Annotated in this window: 13 protein-coding genes; 3 read left to right on the top strand and 10 right to left on the bottom strand. The window is 67.8% G+C overall.

Going from position 1 to position 16986, the window contains the following annotated elements:
- Positions 1-232: 232 nt before the first annotated feature.
- The 5 genes from axe2C to U9J41_RS10910 all read right to left on the bottom strand — a co-directional run bounded on the left by axe2C (position 233) and on the right by U9J41_RS10910 (position 7500).
- Positions 233-1282 (bottom strand): bifunctional acetylxylan esterase/glucomannan deacetylase AxeC2, encoded by a 1050-nt coding sequence (gene axe2C / locus U9J41_RS10930; protein ID WP_322402231.1) that lies wholly within the window; start codon positions 1280-1282, stop codon positions 233-235.
- On the bottom strand, positions 1282-2496 hold the full coding sequence (locus tag U9J41_RS10925) for a glycoside hydrolase family 27 protein (protein ID WP_322402211.1): 1215 nt from the start codon (positions 2494-2496) through the stop codon (positions 1282-1284). The genes axe2C and U9J41_RS10925 overlap by 1 nt, the downstream gene beginning before the upstream one ends.
- A complete protein-coding gene (locus tag U9J41_RS10920; protein WP_322402210.1) occupies positions 2493-3830 on the bottom strand; it encodes a glycoside hydrolase 5 family protein in 1338 nt (445 codons plus the stop codon). The genes U9J41_RS10925 and U9J41_RS10920 overlap by 4 nt, the downstream gene beginning before the upstream one ends.
- 82 nt (positions 3831-3912) lie before the next feature.
- Positions 3913-6144, bottom strand: coding sequence for a glycoside hydrolase family 3 C-terminal domain-containing protein (locus tag U9J41_RS10915; RefSeq protein ID WP_322402209.1), 2232 nt, complete (start codon positions 6142-6144; stop codon positions 3913-3915).
- A gap of 84 nt (positions 6145-6228) precedes the next feature.
- The gene (locus U9J41_RS10910; RefSeq protein ID WP_322402208.1) at positions 6229-7500 is read right to left on the bottom strand and encodes a sugar MFS transporter; all 1272 of its coding nucleotides are present in this window, start codon (positions 7498-7500) and stop codon (positions 6229-6231) included.
- 321 nt (positions 7501-7821) lie between these two features.
- On the opposite strand from U9J41_RS10910, the gene U9J41_RS10905 reads away from it, so the two are divergent.
- The 3 genes from U9J41_RS10905 (at position 7822) to U9J41_RS10895 (ending at position 11074) form a co-directional block, all read left to right on the top strand.
- Complete coding sequence (locus U9J41_RS10905; protein ID WP_056442663.1) at positions 7822-8865, top strand: LacI family DNA-binding transcriptional regulator; 1044 nt, start codon at positions 7822-7824, stop codon at positions 8863-8865.
- Between the two features lie 75 nt (positions 8866-8940).
- Complete coding sequence (locus U9J41_RS10900) at positions 8941-10152, top strand: AGE family epimerase/isomerase (RefSeq protein WP_322402207.1); 1212 nt, start codon at positions 8941-8943, stop codon at positions 10150-10152.
- 1 nt (position 10153) lies between these two features.
- Positions 10154-11074 (top strand): carbohydrate kinase family protein, encoded by a 921-nt coding sequence (locus tag U9J41_RS10895; protein WP_322402206.1) that lies wholly within the window; start codon positions 10154-10156, stop codon positions 11072-11074.
- Positions 11075-11081: 7 nt separating this feature from the next.
- Here the strand turns inward: U9J41_RS10895 and U9J41_RS10890 are convergent, their stop codons facing one another.
- The 5 genes from U9J41_RS10890 to U9J41_RS10870 form a co-directional block, all read right to left on the bottom strand.
- On the bottom strand, positions 11082-12308 hold the full coding sequence (locus U9J41_RS10890; protein WP_322402205.1) for a maltoporin: 1227 nt from the start codon (positions 12306-12308) through the stop codon (positions 11082-11084).
- A gap of 161 nt (positions 12309-12469) precedes the next feature.
- Positions 12470-13378, bottom strand: coding sequence for a carbohydrate kinase family protein (locus U9J41_RS10885; RefSeq protein ID WP_322402204.1), 909 nt, complete (start codon positions 13376-13378; stop codon positions 12470-12472).
- A 4-nt stretch (positions 13379-13382) separates the two neighbouring features.
- Positions 13383-14411, bottom strand: a complete 1029-nt coding sequence (locus tag U9J41_RS10880; protein ID WP_322402203.1) for an ABC transporter permease subunit — start codon at positions 14409-14411, stop codon at positions 13383-13385.
- Positions 14412-14422: 11 nt separating this feature from the next.
- Positions 14423-15931, bottom strand: coding sequence for a sugar ABC transporter ATP-binding protein (locus tag U9J41_RS10875; protein ID WP_322402202.1), 1509 nt, complete (start codon positions 15929-15931; stop codon positions 14423-14425).
- Positions 15932-15948: 17 nt separating this feature from the next.
- Positions 15949-16890, bottom strand: coding sequence for an ABC transporter substrate-binding protein (locus U9J41_RS10870; protein ID WP_322402201.1), 942 nt, complete (start codon positions 16888-16890; stop codon positions 15949-15951).
- Between the last annotated feature and the right edge of the window lie 96 nt (positions 16891-16986).

Raw genomic sequence — 16986 nt, 5'->3', positions numbered from 1 at the left:
GTCCACGCGCGACGCCGGCACCACGCCGGCCTTCTGTTTAGTAACAAGCACGAAACACGCGGGCCGGCGCGCGCGCGCGTTTGACCCGTCGCATCGGTCCCGCTAATCTCGGTCTGTCTCGGCCCGGCCACCGCCACTCAGGGAGCGGCGGCCGGTTCGTCTCCAGCCGGGGTGGTCCGGCTCTTCTTTCCGATGCACCAGGCGCAGCCCGGTCCGTCGGTTTTTTTTGCCCCTACCAGCCGGCGATGCGCCGCAGTTGCGGCAGCAGTTCGGCCGCCATGGCCGCATGCTGGGCCGTCGTCGGGTGAGCGTTGACGGCGTCGCCGGTCTGGTACGCCACCGGTGCGAGCAGGTGCACGCGCCTGTCGCCGACCCGAGTCACCGCTTCCTTGAGATAGCCGATCAACGCCGTCTTCTTGTCGCCATTCAGCAGCACGCCTTCCGTCAGCGCGATCTGCGCGTGCGGATGGTCGCGCAGCACACGGCGCAGCAAGGCCGTGTACGCGTCGACATAGGGCGCGCGCTCCGGAGTGCCGGGGTTGAAGTCATTGGTGCCGATCGCGATGACAATCAGATCGGCATCGTAGCCGGCCTGGTTCCATTTGACCGGATGCGCGGCATCGGCGATGGCGAGATCGTAGAACGCAGGCAGCTGAAATTCGTCGGTACGGCCGTTCCAGCTGCGCACCAGGCCCCGGCCGCCGTAGCAGACCAGCTGCACCTGAGCATCCAGCGCGCGCGCCGCCACCATGCCGTACGACAGGCGCGGGTTCCACCAGTCCGGCGTGTCCTTGTTGCCGGCGCCCCGCTCCATGTCGGCACCGCACGTGACGGAGTCGCCCAGCACGAGCATGCGCCGCGTCGGCAGCGCGGGCGCGGCGAGGAATGCGCCATCGGCCGTGAAGCGGGCGATGGACGCCACGCCCAACCAGGTCTCGCTGCGGTGCACGAGTTCCACGCGGTGCGGGCCGGGCGCCGCATCCGTGAACACGTCGTAGCGTTTCGTTTGCGGCGCGAGATGCAGCGTGGTGGCGGGCTTGCCGTCCACGATGACGTCGACGAGGCTGCTGGCACTGCCGGCCGCATCGACGGCAAGGCGGGTGCCGTCGACGGCCAGCAGCAACGTGACGCCGGGATAGCCGAAGCGCACCGACCCATCGGCTTGCACGACCGTGCGGCCCATGCGGGCCACGTGGGCATCGCTGGCGGCGATCGTCTGTTCGGCGGCCGCCGGCGCCGCCGCGCACAAGGCCAGCAACGCAGCGACGAGCGGCCTGACCATCACGCGCCCTTCTTCAAACGCAGCAGCACGACGCCGTGCGCGGGCACGGTCGCATCGAGGCGGCGACTCGTGTCGCCCGTCTTGCCGGTCCACGCATCCGTCCAGTGCCACGTCGCCTGCTTAAAATCGGCTTCGCGCTTGCTCATGTCGTCGACGATGACGTTCTGTTTCCAGTCGTAGTGCAGCGGCAGCGCTGCTTCGCCGCGGTTCAGCACCATGAAGGCCCACTCGTCGTTGGCGAGCGGCTTGGCCCACAGTTCGACCTGGCCCTGCTTCCAGAAGCGCAGCGCCGGGACGCCGAGCGGGTCCTGGTTGAGCGCGATGACCTGCTTGTTCCCGATGATCTTCTTCACCGAATCCGGCATCGAACGCAGGTCGTTGCCGAGGATGAGCGGCGAATCCAGCATAGCCCAGATGGAGAAGTGGGCGCGGTCCTCGTCTTCCGTCATGCCCATGCCGACTTCCAGCATGTCCATGTCGTTCCAGTGACCGGGACCGGCGTACTTGCGCAGGCCGGCCTGCATGTCGAGGATGCGCATCACGCCCCACCCGGACCAGGAGCCGGCGCTCTTTTCGCAATCCCAGCACGGGTAGATGTCGCCCGTCGTGCGCCACGAGTGGCCGACGTCGGCCGCCCATTCCCACGGCTTGTTGTCGCCCCATTCGCATATGCTGAACAGGATCGGGCGGTTGGCCGCGCGGATCGCGTCGCGCATCGTCGTGTAGGCGCCGACGGCGTTCAGCCCCTTGCTCTCGCACCAGTCGTATTTCAGGTAGTCGATGCCCCAGGCGGCGTACGTCTTGGCATCCTGGTATTCGTGGCCGCGGCTGCCGGGACGGCCGCCGCAGGTCTTGTCGCCCACGTCCGAATAAATGCCCAGCTTGAGGCCGCGCGCATGCACGTAGTCGGCCAGCGCCTTCATCCCGGCCGGGAAGCGCTGCGGATCCGGCCGGATGTCGCCGTGTTCGTCGCGCGTGCCGTGCCAGCAATCGTCGATGTTGATGTACCGGTAGCCGGCATCCTTCAGGCCCAGCTTGACCATCGCATCGGCCGTCTCGCGGATCAGCTTTTCGTCGATGTTGCAGGCGAATTTGTTCCAGCTGTTCCAGCCCATCTGCGGCGTCGCCGCGAGGCCGTCGAATTTTTGTGCCCAGGCGGCCGCCGGCGCCGCTGCGATGGCCGCGGCCAGGATCAGGTTCGCGCTACGCTTCATTGCTTCGCTCCGATCGCCTTCAGGCGTCGATCGTGCTCGGCGATCAGCTCGAGCGAGCTGGCGTCGCTGTCGAACACGGAATACAGGCCCTGCTCTTCCTGCGGTGGATCGCCGACGAAATCGTTCCCCGGCTTCCACCAGTAATCCGCATTGGCCGCGCGGCCCGCGCCGCCCCACGCCCAGAAATTCCAGCCGGCGACCGGATCGCCGGCCGCGGCGCGCTTCTCCAGCGTCGTGAAGACCGCGTCATAAAAACGGTCGCGCACCTTGGTCGAGGCCTTGATGTCGAACGAGCCGCCGTCGCGATTCAGGCCGAACTCCTCCAGCACGATCGGCTTGCCCAGCTGCTTCGCGTAGTCGACGTGCACGTTCAGGTAGTGGCTGGCCTTCTCCATCATGCCGTCCCACGTGGCGTCCGGCTTCTTCGGATCGAACCAGCCCCAGTTCGTCGGCCACAAGTGGTACGTGAGGTAGGCGATGTCCGGCGTGCGGTGCGCGTCCAGGTACAGCTGCGCGTCCTGCGCGGAACCGGCCAGGCCTTCACTGCCCGTGCTGACCATATGGTTGCCGTCGAGCGAGCGGATGTAGTGGGCCGTGTCCGCGACCCATTTTATGTAGGTCGCCTTTTCCTGCGGCGTCGATTTGCTGTTGCCGGGACGCGGTTCGTTCGCCAGCTGCCACGACAGGATGGTCGGGTCGGCGCGGTACGGCTTCTTCGTCACCGTGTTCGTGCGCTGGACGATCTTTGCGATGACGTTGCGGTATTCGTCCTGGGCGCGCGCGTTCGTGTAGAACGTCGCGTTCTCCGCCATGTAGCGCTCGTAATCCTTGCTCACGTTCGGATCGTGCGCGGGCGAACCCGTGAACCAGTTCAGGTACTGCGTCATCCCGCCGGACCACTGCCAGAAATTATTCAGGTAGAGCACGGCCGTCATGTCGCGCTTCGCCAGTTCGGCCATCAGGAAGTCGAGGCCCTGCAGCAGCTGTTCGTCGTAGTGGCCGGGCGCGCTCGTCGTGGCGGGGCTGACGGCGCTCTTCATCGCCGTCTTTTCCGACACCGCCAGCACGCGCACGTTGTTGACGCCGAGCGCCTTCAGGCGGTCGAGTTCCTTCACGAGCCTGGCGCGCTGCCCGACGCCCGACGGCGCGCCGAGATAGCCGCCGTACCAGAAATTGGCGCCGGCGATCATGTAGCGCTGGCCGTTGCGTTCGAAATGGCTGTCCTTCACGGCCACGAAGCCATTCTTGTTCGCGTTCGCCGCGTGGGCGATGCCGACGGCACCCGCCGCCAACAGGGCGGCGGCCAAAGCGATCTTGCCTAACTTGCGTTGCATGTAGTCTCCTCGCGCCCCTCAAGAAGCGTCGTTGTGGTTGGTCATGCGCCGCCCGCCGGCCGGCGGGCGGCAAAGGTAAAACTCAGCGCTGCGGGCGGCCGCGCACGTCGAGCAGGGACGCCGGCAGGTCGACCGTCACGCTGGTCGCGTTCATGCCGGCGGCGTCGTCGGCCAGCACCAGCTTGTACTTGCCCTTGGCGATGCGCCAGGTCTTGCTCTTCTCGTCGAACATGCCGAGGATGCGCGGCTCGACGACGACGTCGACCTCTTTCGATTCGCCCGGCTGCAGCGCGACCTTGTCCCAGCCGGCCAGGCGTTTCGGCGCTTCCCACTTCGCGGCGAGCGGCGCCACGTACACCTGCGGCACATCCTTGCCGGCGACGTTGCCGGTGTTCGTGACCTTGAAGCGCACGTGCACGCGGCCATCCTTGACCTGGCTGGCCAGGCCCGAATAGCTGAACGTCGTGTACGACAGGCCGTGGCCGAACGGGAACAGCGGCGTCATGCCCTTCTGGTCGAACCATTTATAGCCGACCGCGGCGCCTTCCTTGTAGTCGACCGTGAAGCGCTGCTCCGGCCGTTTCGGATCGCCGTCCAGTTTCGGGCGCGGCAGTTGCTGCTCGGAGACCGGGAACGTGGCCGGCAGGTGGCCGGACGGATTGACGGCGCCGAACAGCACGCGCGCGATCGCTTCGCCGCCGCTGGTGCCCGGGTACCATGCTTCCAGCACGGCCGGCGCCTTGGCGACCCACGGCATGGCGACGGGACCGCCCGTCTCCAGCACGACGACGGTACGGGGATTGGAACCGGCGACGCTGTCGATCAGCGTGTCCTGGTTGTCCGGCAGGGACAACGACGCCGCATCGTTCGCCTCGCCGATCCACTGCGTCGCGAACACGAGCGCGACGTCCGCCTGCGCGGCCACGCGCGCGGCGCGCGCGGGGTCAAGGCCGTCGTCGTACACGACCTTCGCATTCGGCGCCAGCGCCTGGATGGCGCGCATTGGCGACGACGGGTGGTACACGACCGGTCCCGGCCAGACCTTCGGCTCCAGGCCCGGCACGGCATTGCCGCCGACCGGATACACCTGCGACGAACCGCCGCCCGACAGCACGCCGACGTCGGCATGGCCGCCGATGATGGCGATGGTCTTCACGTCCTTCGACAAAGGCAGGAGCTTGTTGTCGTTCTTCAGCAGGACGATGCCCTCTTCCGCCGTCGCGCGGCTGACGGCGCCGTTCTTCGCGAAGTCGATGGTGCCGCCCTGCGCCACCGGATTGTCGACGACGCCCTTGGCGAACATGGCGCGCACGATGCGCGTGGCCATGTCGGTAAGGCGCGCTTCCGACACGTGGCCGTTCTCGACGGCTTCCGCCAGCGCGCCGCCGAAGTACGGCGACTTGTCGAATTCCTGGCCCGACTGGCGATCCAGGCCGTGATTGGCCGCCTCCACGGTGCTGTGCGTCGCGCCCCAGTCGGACATCACATAACCTTTAAAGCCCCAGTCCTTCTTGAGGACCTCGTTCAGCAGGTAGTCGTTCTCGCACGCATAGGTGCCGTACACGCGGTTGTACGAGCACATGACGGAGCCGGCGCCGGACTGCTCCAGCGCGATCTGCATCGCGAGCAGGTCGGACATGCGCGACGCGGCCTTGTCGATGTGGACGTCCAGTTCGTTGCGGCCCGTTTCCTGGTCGTTCAGCGCGTAGTGCTTGACGGTCGAGATCACGTGGTTCGACTCGATGCCTTTCACCGCATGGCCGACCATCGTGCCGGCCAGCAGCGGGTCCTCGCCCGCGTATTCGAAGTTGCGGCCGTTGCGCGGATCGCGCATCAGGTTCACGCCGCCGGCCAGCATCACGTTGAAGCCGGATGCGCGCGCCTCGGAACCGATCATCGCGCCGCCGGCATAGGCCACCTGCGGGTCCCACGTCGACGCGGTGGCGAGGCCCGACGGCAGCTGCGTGCGCTCGCGCGGGGTCGGCGTGGCCTGGGTGGCGACGCCGAGGCCGGCGTCGGTTTCCAGCAGGTCCGGCAGGCCGAGGCGCGGGTTGCCCGGCACGAAACCGGCCGAGAACGGGATCGCGGCCTTGGGAGGCGTGGTGCCCTTGGGGGCGAACGAGGTGCCGAAATAGCCGAATACCCAGCGCAGTTTTTCTTCGCGGGTCATGGCCTTGACGGCCAGTTCGGCGCGCTGGTCGGCGCTCAGGGAACGGTTCATCCACGGCTGCTGCGCCGGCGTGTCGGCGGCGGTTGCGAACAGCGGGAAGGCGGCGGCGAGGGCCGCGACGAGGGTCAGGTGATTCAGGCGCATGGGACGAAACTCTCTTTGGGGTGAAGCGTTATAGGTATGCACTGCCGCCGCGGCGGAAACGCGCGGCGGCATCGGGTTCGGCGGTCAGACGGCCTTGACGTCCACGTACATGCGGGCGTATTTCGCGCCGAAGTACAGGATGAACGCATAGCACGCGGCCGGGATCAGGAACGACGTCTGCAGGCCGATGGCGTCCGCGGCCTGGGCCTGGATGACCGGCACGACGGCGCCGCCGGCGATCGCCATCACGAGCAGGCCGGAGCCCTGGCTCGTCAACGGGCCCAGTTCATGCACCGCCATGCTGAAGATGGTCGGGAACATGATCGAGTTGAACAGGCCGACGGCCAGCACGGCGAACAGCGCGACGTGGCCATGACCGAGGACGGTCGCCACCAGCAGGGCGATGCACGCGGCGGCGTTGAACGCGAGGACCTTGCCCGGGCTGATCGAGCGCATCACGGCCGAGCCGATGAAGCGGCCGACCATCGCGCCGCCCCAGTAGTAGGCCACGTATTTGGCGCCCGTTTCGGCCGTGAAGCCGGCGATGCTCGGGTCGCCCATGTAGTTGATCAGGAAGCTGCCGATGCTCACTTCGGCGCCGACATACAGGAAGATCGCCGTCACGCCCAGCATCAGGCGTTTCTGGCTGAAGATCGAACCGTGGGCGGGGCCGGCGTCCTCGTCGCGGATGATCGGCAGGCGGATCACGGCGAACAGGATGGCCAGGATCGCCAAGGTGGCGGCCAGGCCCAGGTACGGTCCCTGCACCGCCTGCGCCTGCGCGATGCGCTCCGCGGCCGACATGTGGGCCGGATCGGCCGCTTCCGTCATATGCGACAGGATCAGGATGCCGCCGATCGGCGGCCCGACGACGGTGCCCAGCGAGTTGAAGGCCTGGGTCAGGTTCAGGCGGCTCGACGCGGTGGCGGGCGCGCCCAGCACGGTGACGTACGGGTTCGCGGCGACCTGCAGGATCGTGATGCCGGCGGCCAGCACGAACAGCGCGAACAGGAACAGCGCGTACACGCTGGTGGCGGCCGGATAGAACAGCGCGGCGCCGACGGCGCACACGGCCAGGCCGACCACGGCGCCGGCCTTGTAGCCGATGCGGCGGATCAGCGCGCCGGCCGGGATCGACAGCAGGAAGTAACCGCTGAAGAAGGCCAGGTTCACCATCATCGCCTGCACGTACGTCAGGTTGTAGACCGACTTCAGGTGCGGGATCAGGATGTCGTTCAGCGACGTCAGGAGGCCCCACATGAAGAACAGTGCGGTGACGACCGTGAGGGGAAAGGTGTAGCTCGTGGGCTGGGCCCGATTGGCAGGCTCGAGTGCGGCCTGTGATGCGCGTTCCATGCAAGTCTCCTTGAGATGTTACCGCTAACTTATAAATCAGTAACTTTTTTGTAAAAAATATTCTGCATAAGCAGAACGGAAGGGTCAAACGCGACGACCGATTCGCGGCCGAGTTTAGTCAGTCGTCACTAAACAACTCCCTCCCTCTTATGAAATCGGTTTCTTAGATTGAGAATATACCGGGCAAACAGCTGTTTAGTAAAGCCGACTAAACTTGACTTGAAGTGAAGCTTCGTGTTTGACCAAGGCGAATTCGATATGCAAGACTCCATCCAGAAGAGCGACGCCCCAGGCGACCGCAGCAACGATTTCGGAGACAGTGTGAACCCCCTCACCTCACGCACCCCAGCGGGCGGCAGCCCGGCGCCGGTCACGATCCGCGACCTGGCCAAGTACGCCGGCGTCTCGGCCGGCACGATCTCGCGCGCCCTCAAGAACGAGCCCGGACTCACGGAGAGCACGCGCCAGATGGTGTTGTCGGCAGCCCACGAATTGGGTTATGACTTTTGCAAGCTGCGCCGCAAGCGCATCCGCCGCCTCACGTTCCTGCTGCACCGCCAGCACAACACGGCCGCCAGCAGCCCGTTCTATTCGCCCGTGCTGCACGGCGCCGAGGAAGCCTGCCGCAAGCAGGGCATCGTGCTGTCGTTCATGGCGGTCGGCCCGGCCGACGGCGTGACGGAACAGCTGCGCATGCACGCGCCGGACGCCATCGTGTGCGCGGGCTTCTTCGAGCCCGAGCTGCTGAACGCCCTGCGCGCCAGCGGCAAGCCCCTCGTCCTCATCGACATGAAGCTGCGCGGCTACAGCTCCGTCAATCCGGACAACCACATGGGCGGCTACCTCGCCACCAGGCACCTGATCTCGCTGGGCCGCGAACGCATCGGCATGATCTCCGGCTCGCTGGGCCACTACAGCATCCGCGAACGCAACCGCGGCTACCGCCAGGCCCTGTTCGAGGCGGGCATGCTGGCCGACCCGCGCCTCGAAACCTGCCTGCCCGACGGCGTCGACCTCGAGACCGGCGCCTACGAGGCGATGCAATCCCTGCTCGACCAGCCGCACCCGCCCGACGCGGTCTTCTGCTACAACGACGCCGCCGCCCTCGTCGCGATGCGCGCCTGCCTCGCGGCCGGGAAGACGGTGCCGCACGATATCTCGATCGTCGGCTTCGACGACATCCCCGGCGCCGTGCTGGGCCACCGTCCGCTGACGACGCTGCGCATCAACAAGAAGGAGCTGGGCGCACTCGGCGTCGAGCTGCTGCTGCGCGGCCCGCAGGACCCGCCGCTGGAACAGGTGGCGGCCGTGGAGCTGGTCGTGCGCGCCAGCACCGTGTGCGAGGACTTCCGCATGCGCAAATAATCCTCTCCGTTCCCCCAGGCGCCCGCGTTCGCACGACGCGGCGCGATTCACCGATTCACTCACCACGACCGACCCATGCTTCCCGATTTCCAATCCCGCGCGACGCTGCTGCAGCACATCCGCCACACCCGCCAGTTCTACGATCCCCGCTGCACCGACCCGAGCGGCGGCTTCTATCATTTCTACAAGGACGACGGCACGGTCTACGACGCGCACACGCGCCACCTGGTGAGCAGCACCCGCTTCGTCTTCAATTTCGCGATGGCGTTCCGCCAGTTCCAGGAACCGGCCGACCGCGAACGCGTGCTGCACGGCCTGCGCTTCCTGCGCGACGCGCACCGCAACCCGGCGACCGGCGGCTACGCCTGGCAGCTGGACTGGAACGATGGACAGAAGCGCGTCACCGACGACACCAATCACTGCTACGGCCTCGCCTTCGTGCTGCTGGCCTACGCCCACGCCGTGATGGCCGGCGTCGCCGAAGCGCGCCCCTGGCTGGACGAGACGTACGACCTGATGGAACGCCGCTTCTGGGAACCGGCGCATGGCCTGTATGCCGACGAGGCGAGCGGCGACTGGTCCACGCTGTTCCCGTACCGCGGCCAGAACGCCAACATGCACACGTGCGAAGCCATGCTGGCCGCGTTCGAGGCGACGGGCGACGCCAAATTCCTTCAGCGCGCCGAGACGCTCGCCCACAACATCACCGTGCGCCAGGCCGCCCTGTACGGCAACCTGGTGTGGGAACACTACAACAGCGACTGGTCGGTCGACCCGGACTACAACCGCGACGACAAGACGAACATCTTCCGCCCGTGGGGCTACCAGCCGGGCCACCTGACGGAATGGGCCAAGCTGCTGCTCATCATGGAACGCCACAAGGACCACATGGCCGGCCCGTCCGGCTGGCTGCTGCCGCGCGCGAAAGAACTGTTCGACGCGGCGCTGTCGAAGGCATGGGACCACGAGCACGGCGGCATCCATTACGGCTTCGGACCGGAGAACGAAATCTGCGACGCCGACAAATACTTCTGGGTGCAGGCCGAGAGCCTGGCCGCCGCCGCGCTGCTCGGCGCGCGCACCGGAGACGGCGCGTACTGGACCTGGTACGACCGCATCTGGGCCTACAGCTGGGAACATTTCGTCGACCACGAACACGGCGCCTGGTACCGCATCCTCGGCCCGGCCAACGAGAAGGTCACCGACGAAAAGAGCCCGGCCGGCAAGGTCGACTACCACACGATGGGTGCCTGCTACGAAGTGCTGACCGTTCTCGCGAAAGACTGACATGGCCGACTTTCCCGTATTCGTCGCGGCAGGCGAAGCCCTGACGGACATGATCGTCAGTGACGCCGGCGCCACGCGCTGGCACAGCGTGACGGGCGGCTCGACGTGGAACGTGGCGCGCGCGATGGCGAAGCTGGGCGCGCCCAGCGCCTTCGCCGGCGCCGTCAGCCGCGACGTGTTCGGCGACCAGCTGTGGCGCGCCACCTTGGACGCGGGCCTGGACGAGCGCTTCCTGCAGCGCCTGGACAAATCGCCGCTGCTCGCCATCGTGCACCGGCTCGACCCGCCCAGCTATTTCTTCGTCGGCGACGACAGCGCCGACCTGCACTTCGACGCCGCGCAGCTGCCGCAGGGCTGGACCGGCGGCTGCCGCTGGGCGCACTTCGGCGGCATCAGCCTCGCGCGCCAGCCGCTGGCCGGCAAGCTGGTCGCATTGGCGGAGAGCCTGAAGGCGCAGGGCGTACGCATCAGCTACGACCCGAACTTCCGCGCCCTGATGGACGAGGACTACGACCCGACCCTGCGCCGCATGACCGCGCTGGCCGACGTCGTCAAGGTGTCGGAAGAAGACCTCGTCGGCCTGCTGCGCACGAGCGACGCGGACGCCGCCTTCGCCACCTTGCGCGGCTGGAACCCGGACGCCAGCTACCTGTACACGAAGGGCGCCGCCGGTGCCTCGCTGCATACGCCGGACGGGTCCTGGGAAGTCGCGGCGCCGCGCATCACGCCCGTGGACACGGTCGGCGCGGGCGACGCCAGCATCGCGGCGCTGGCCTGGAGCATGCTGAACGCGCCCGGGCGCGACGGCCTCGCTCATGCGCGCTTCGCCGTCGCGGCGGGTGCCGCGGCCTGCCTGGCGGCCGGCGCCACGCCGCCCACGCTGGCCGCGATCGATACGCTGCTGGCGACGATGACCGCCTGAACATCCGTCACCAGCAGTTCTCGAACGTGAGGCCGACGGTATAGCCGGACAGCGTCGAGCCGAACATGCCGTTCGCGGCCAGCGGATCATTCGTCCGCGCGGCCGCGCGCGCCGCCTCGTTCCAGTGCGCGTGCGTAAAGAACAGGCGCAGTTCGGGACGGTCGAAGTAGCCCGGCGCGGACGTCAGCGCGACGGCGCCCGTGACCTTGGTCAGCCGGCGCACGTCGCCGTTCCGCGGCGCGACGCGGTCGTGCCCCACGTCCGCCAGCAGCTTCACGCGGTCCGTGAGCCCGTACGACATGCGCCCGCCCGCCGAGGCCCACGTCTTCGCCTTGGCGGCGTCGTGGGCCGTATCCCGCTGCCAGACGGCGACGAGCTCTCCGCCGAAGCGCCGCGTGACTTGCGCGGTCCAGCTGTCGACGACGCGCAGCCGGTGCACGTCGCTGCCGTTGCCGATGTCGCCCGTCGCGCCGTTGTCCGTGCCGGCGCCCGTCCCCCATTGCAGCGCGAGGCGGTTGGCGCCGGCGCCGGACAGGATGTGCTGGCGGTGCTGCACGGTGAGCATCGAACCGCCGTGGTGGCCGGGTTCGCCGTCGCTGCGGATCAGGGCCAGGCCCAGCTCCAGCGTGCCGCCCGGGTTCACGGGCACGCCACGCAGTTGAAAATCGTGGCGGTTCGCCGTGTCGCCGACGCGCATGATCGGCATCGTCTGCTGGTCGTCGTGCAAGTAGGCATAGCTGAACCGCATGGGGCCCAGCGGCACGTTCTCGATGCCGACGCCCATGCCGGACGGATTCCAGTACAGGAAGTCGTTGGCGTTCACGCCTTCGCGCTTGTAGTAGCGCCGCCCGATCCACAGCGCGGCGTCGCCCAGGCCGCTCACGCGTTCGATGGCGAGATAGGCCTGCGGCAGGCCGACGTTCCAGCCGCCCTCCGGCCGTTTCGCGTTGCTGGACGCGGCCTCGTTGGCCAGGTTGAGCATCGCGTAGGCTTTGACCTGTTCGCCGGCGTCGCCCTCCACCAGGCGTTGGCCCAGCATCATCTCGCCATACACGCCGCATTCATTGCCCAACCGGTATTTGGCCCCGGCGCCGGCCACGCCGAAGCAGGTCTGGCCGCCGCCTTCGCTGTTGACGGCCGCGTTGGCGCGCAGGTAGTTCTGGACGTCCACGGCGGACGCGGGCAAGCAATACGCGAGCGCGAGCAGCGCCGGCGCGATGACAGGCATGCGCATGTTGTCTCCTGAAATTTAGGCAAAACGGATCCCGTCCGGCCGCGGCGCGATGCCGCGGCAGGTCAATGGAACAGGATCGGATTACGGGTAGGGTGGTCACCCCGTGCCCACGCGCGCCGTTTGCGTATCGCCGGCGTTACGCGTGGGCGGGGCCGCCCACCCTACATCAAGGCGTCGACTTCTTGCGCAGTCGGCGCATACGGCCCGGCGTGCATGGCGGCCGTGGCGGCCACCGCCGCGATGCGCGCGAGCTGGCGCGCGGCCGGCATCTCCGGATGGAGCAGCATGCCGCTGATCCAACCCGCCATCGATGCGTCGCCGCAGCCGACGGTATCGGCCACGTCCACGCGGCGCGCCGGCGCGTGCAGGACGTGATCGCCGCGGATCAGCGACAGCCCGTCGGCCCCGCGCGTCAACAGGATCTCGGCGTCGGGGGCGAGTGCGCGCAGCGCGGCCAGGGCGTCGTGCGGCGCCAGGCCCGGAAAGAGGCTTTCCAGGTCTTCATCGGACACCTTGATGTGGCTGGCGAGGCCCGCGATCAGCTCGAACGTGGGCCGGTACGACGCGTCGCGCATCGCGTTGCGGAAGTTCGGATCGAAGGCGATGCGCTTGCCGGCCTGGCGCGCCATCAGCGCCTGCTCCACGAGCCGCCGTGCCAGCGGCCGGCGCGCCAGCGCCAGGCTGCCCACGTGGATCACGTCGGCCGCGTCGAGCCAGCCGGCGGGCAGCAGCTCGGGCCGGAAGTGCAGGTCCGCGCTGTTCTCGCCGAGGAAGACGTAACGGGGCGGATGGCGCGACGTGACCATCGCGATGAACGGCGGCGCCTCGACGCGCTGCAAAAAGCGCGCGTCCAGGCCGGCCGCGCCGCTGGCGTCCGCGATCTCGTCGCCGAAGGCATCCATGCTCACGGCGCCGGCATAGCCCGTGTGCAGGCCCAGGCGCGCGCCGACGCGCGCCACGTTCCAGCACGAGCCGCCGGGGAGCGAGCGCCAGGTGCCGTCGTCCTGGCGGATCATGTCGGTCAGCGCTTCGCCGAAGACGACGTAACGGGGGAGTCGTTGTTCTTGCATGGTATTAGTTCGCCTGTTGTTGATAACGCCATTTATCGAGCATCACGGCCAGCACGATGACCGTGCCCTTCGCCACGTACTGCCAGAACGACGACAGGCCGAGGATCGTGAGGCCGTTGTTCAGGAGGCCGATGATCAGCGCGCCGGTGACGGTGCCCCAGATCGTGCCCACGCCGCCCATCAGGCTCGTGCCGCCGAGGACCACCGCGGCGATCGCATCGAGTTCATAACCCGAACCCCAGTTGCCGTTCGCGCCGTACAGCCGGCTGGCCGACATCGCACCCGCCGTGCCCGCGCACAGGCCGGAGAACGCATACACGAAGACGAGGACGAGGCCGACCTTGATGCCCGTGAGCCGCGCCGCCTGCGGATTGCCGCCGACCGCGTACACGTGCATGCCGAGCACCGTGCGGCGCAGGATGAACCAGGCGGCCAGCACGAGCGCCGCGGCGACCCACACGAGCCACGGCAGGCCCGCGAACGCATCGTTGCCGATCCACTCGAAGGTCGGAATCTCGCGGTTCAGGATCGTGGTGCCGTCGGCCAGCAGGTAAGCCGTGCCGCGCAATGCGGTCATCGTGCCGAGCGTGACGACGAACGGATTGATCTTGAAGACGGCGACGAGCAGGCCGTTCAGCAGGCCCATGCCCAGGCCCGCCAGCAGGAAGACGGGCAGCGCCAGCGCCGGCGCGTGGCCGGGCAGCGACGCGATCATGCCGAGCACCGCCGACACCGCCAGCACCGAGCCGACCGACAGGTCGATGCCGCCGGTGAGGATCACGAACGTCATGCCCGTCGCGAGCACGAGATTGATCGAGCTTTGGCGCAGCACGTTCATCGTGTTGGCCAGCGTCGCGAAATTCGACACGCCGTCTTCGGCGAAATACCCGGTCAAACAATAGAACACGATGTACAGCGCGACGAGCACGGGCAGCATGCCCATCGTCGCGAACATGCGCGACAAGGCCTGCCTGGCGCCGCCGTGCGTGGCCGCGGGCCGCGCCGTGGGGAGGGAGGATTTCAGAGTTTGCATGATGGAGTCTCCTATGCGGCCTGGGCCTGGGTGGCCAGCGCCATGATGTTTTCCTGGGTGATGTGTGCGCCGGAGAGCTCTCCGGACAGACAGCCTTCGCGCATGACGAGCACGCGGTCGCACACGCCGATGATTTCCGCCAGCTCGCTCGAGATGCACAGCACGGCCACGCCGGCATCGGCCAGCTCGTGGATGATCCGGTAGATCTCGTGCTTGGCGCCGATGTCCACGCCGCGCGTCGGCTCGTCGAGGATCAGCACGCGCGGGCCGATCTCGAGCCAGCGCGCCAGCAGGAGCTTCTGCTGGTTGCCGCCCGAGAGGCCGCCGATGATCCCGTCCGGCCCCGCGCCGCGCGCGGACAGTTTTACGATCGCATCCCGCGTCACCTGCAGCAGCTCGCCGCGGCGCAGCACCCCGCAGCGCGCATGCTTGCCCAGCACGTTCATCGTCACGTTGGCGAGCAGCGACTGCTGCAGGAACAGGCCCTGTCCCTTGCGGTCTTCCGGCACGTAGGCGATGCCGAGGCGGATCGCGTCGCCCGGCGTACGGATGGCCGCCGCGCGGCCGTCGACTTCGACCGTGCCCCCGGCCATCCGGTCGGCGCCGAAGATCAGGCGCGCCAGCTCCGTGCGGCCCGCGCCGACGAGGCCCGCGAGTCCGACGATCTCGCCGGCGCGCACAGCCAGCGATGCCGGATGCACCCTGGCGCCGCACACGTCCGTGAGCTTGAGCCGCACGGGGCCGGGCGCGGTTCGCCGCGTGTGCTCATAAAAGCCGCCGAGTTCGCGGCCGACCATCATGCGCACGACCGTGTCCGGCGTCGCTTCGTCGCGCGCCAGCTCGCCGATCCACGTGCCGTCGCGCAGGACGGTCACGCGGTCGGCCAGCATGCGCACCTCGGCCATGCGGTGGCTGATGTAGATGATCGCGATGCCGCGCTCGCGCAAGGCCCGCATCACGTCGAACAGGCGCGCCGTCTCGCGCTCGGACAGCGCGGCCGTCGGCTCGTCCATGATCAGCACGCGGCTGTCGTGCACGAGGGCGCGGGCGATTTCGACCTGCTGCTGGTCGGCGATCGACAGGCCGCTCGCGATCCGCGTCGGTGCGAACGTCGCGCCGAGGCTGCGCAGCACGTCGGCCGCGCGCCGGTTCATCTGCGCCGTGTCGACGATGCCGAGGCGCCCGCGCGGCTCCGCGCCCATGAAGATGTTCTGCGCGACGGTCAGGTTGGCCGCGACGGACAGCTCCTGGTAGATCAGGTTGATGCCGCAGGCGCGCGCGTCGGCCGGACAGGTGATGCGCACCGGCTTGCCGCCCACGCGGATCTCGCCCGCATCCGGCTGGTACACGCCGGCCAGGATCTTCATCAGCGTGCTCTTGCCGGCGCCGTTTTCTCCCATCAGCGCGTGGATTTCGCCGGGGCGGACGGTGAGTCGAACCCCGTCGAGCACCGTGACGGCGCCGAACCGCTTGCGGATGCCGGATACCTCCAGCACGGGTGGTGGATTGATTGTTGCCATGTCTCCTCCTGTGAGGTTTAGTGGCTGGCCCAGCCCTTGTAGGCCGCCACGTTGTCTTTCGTGATCGCCGGCGTGGGAATCAGCACGACCGGATCGGCCGGCCGCTTGCCGTTCATGATTCCGTAGCCGATCTCGACGGCCAGCGTGGCCATCTTGTAGGGGTCTTGCGCGGTGGTGACGGCGAAGACGCTGTTCTTCGACCTGAGTGCCGCTTCCGCATCGGGCGCGCCGTCGACGGACGCGACCAACCGCACGTCGGCACGCCCCGCCTGCTTGACCGCGAGTTCGGCGCCGATCGCGGACGGATCGTTGATGGCGAACACGGCGTCGATGCGGCGGTGTGCGATCAACAGGTTCGTCATGACTTCCATGCCGCCGTCGAGGCTGCCCTTCGCGTCCTGGTTGTCCGAGACGATCCGGATGCCGGTGCCGGCGAACGCCCGCTTGCAGCCGGCCACGCGCGCGGTCACGGCGGTGACGGGCGGACCGTTGACGATCACCACATTGCCCTTGCCGTGCAACCGATCCACGATGCGTTTGCACGATTCGGTGCCGGCCATCGTGTTGTCGGACATGATCGTCGCATCCGCATTGTCGGCGCCGACGTCGACGGCCATCACGACGATGCCGGCGTCGCGCGCCTTTTGCAGCACGGGCGCGATGCCCTTGGGATCGGACGCGTTGACGATGAGGATGTCGACCTTGTTGGCGATGAAGTTTTCGATCTGGCCGACCTGGGTGTTGAGGTCGTATTTGCTGGAGACCGTCGTGACCCGGACCTTGTCCCCGCCGACCTTTTTGGCCGCGTCGGCGGCGCCCTTGCCGATGGCGACAAAATAGGGATTGGCGAGGTCGCTGACGGCGACGCCGACGGACCTCAAAGGGCGCGCTGCCTGGGCCTGGCCGGCCAGCGCGAGGGCGATCGCCGCGATGCAGGCGAACATGGCTTGTCGTTTCATGACGATGTCTCCGAGCTGTCTTATGTGTCTTGAGGCTGCGTTATGAAACAACTTTACACGTGTCGACTTTTTGTCGTCAACAGATTTTTTTAAAGA

The sequence above is a fragment of the Massilia luteola genome (assembly GCF_034420155.1).
GTDB lineage: Bacteria > Pseudomonadota > Gammaproteobacteria > Burkholderiales > Burkholderiaceae_D > Telluria > Telluria luteola.
Note: the sequence above shows the minus strand (reverse complement) of the source record. Positions and strands in the feature narration are given on the sequence as shown.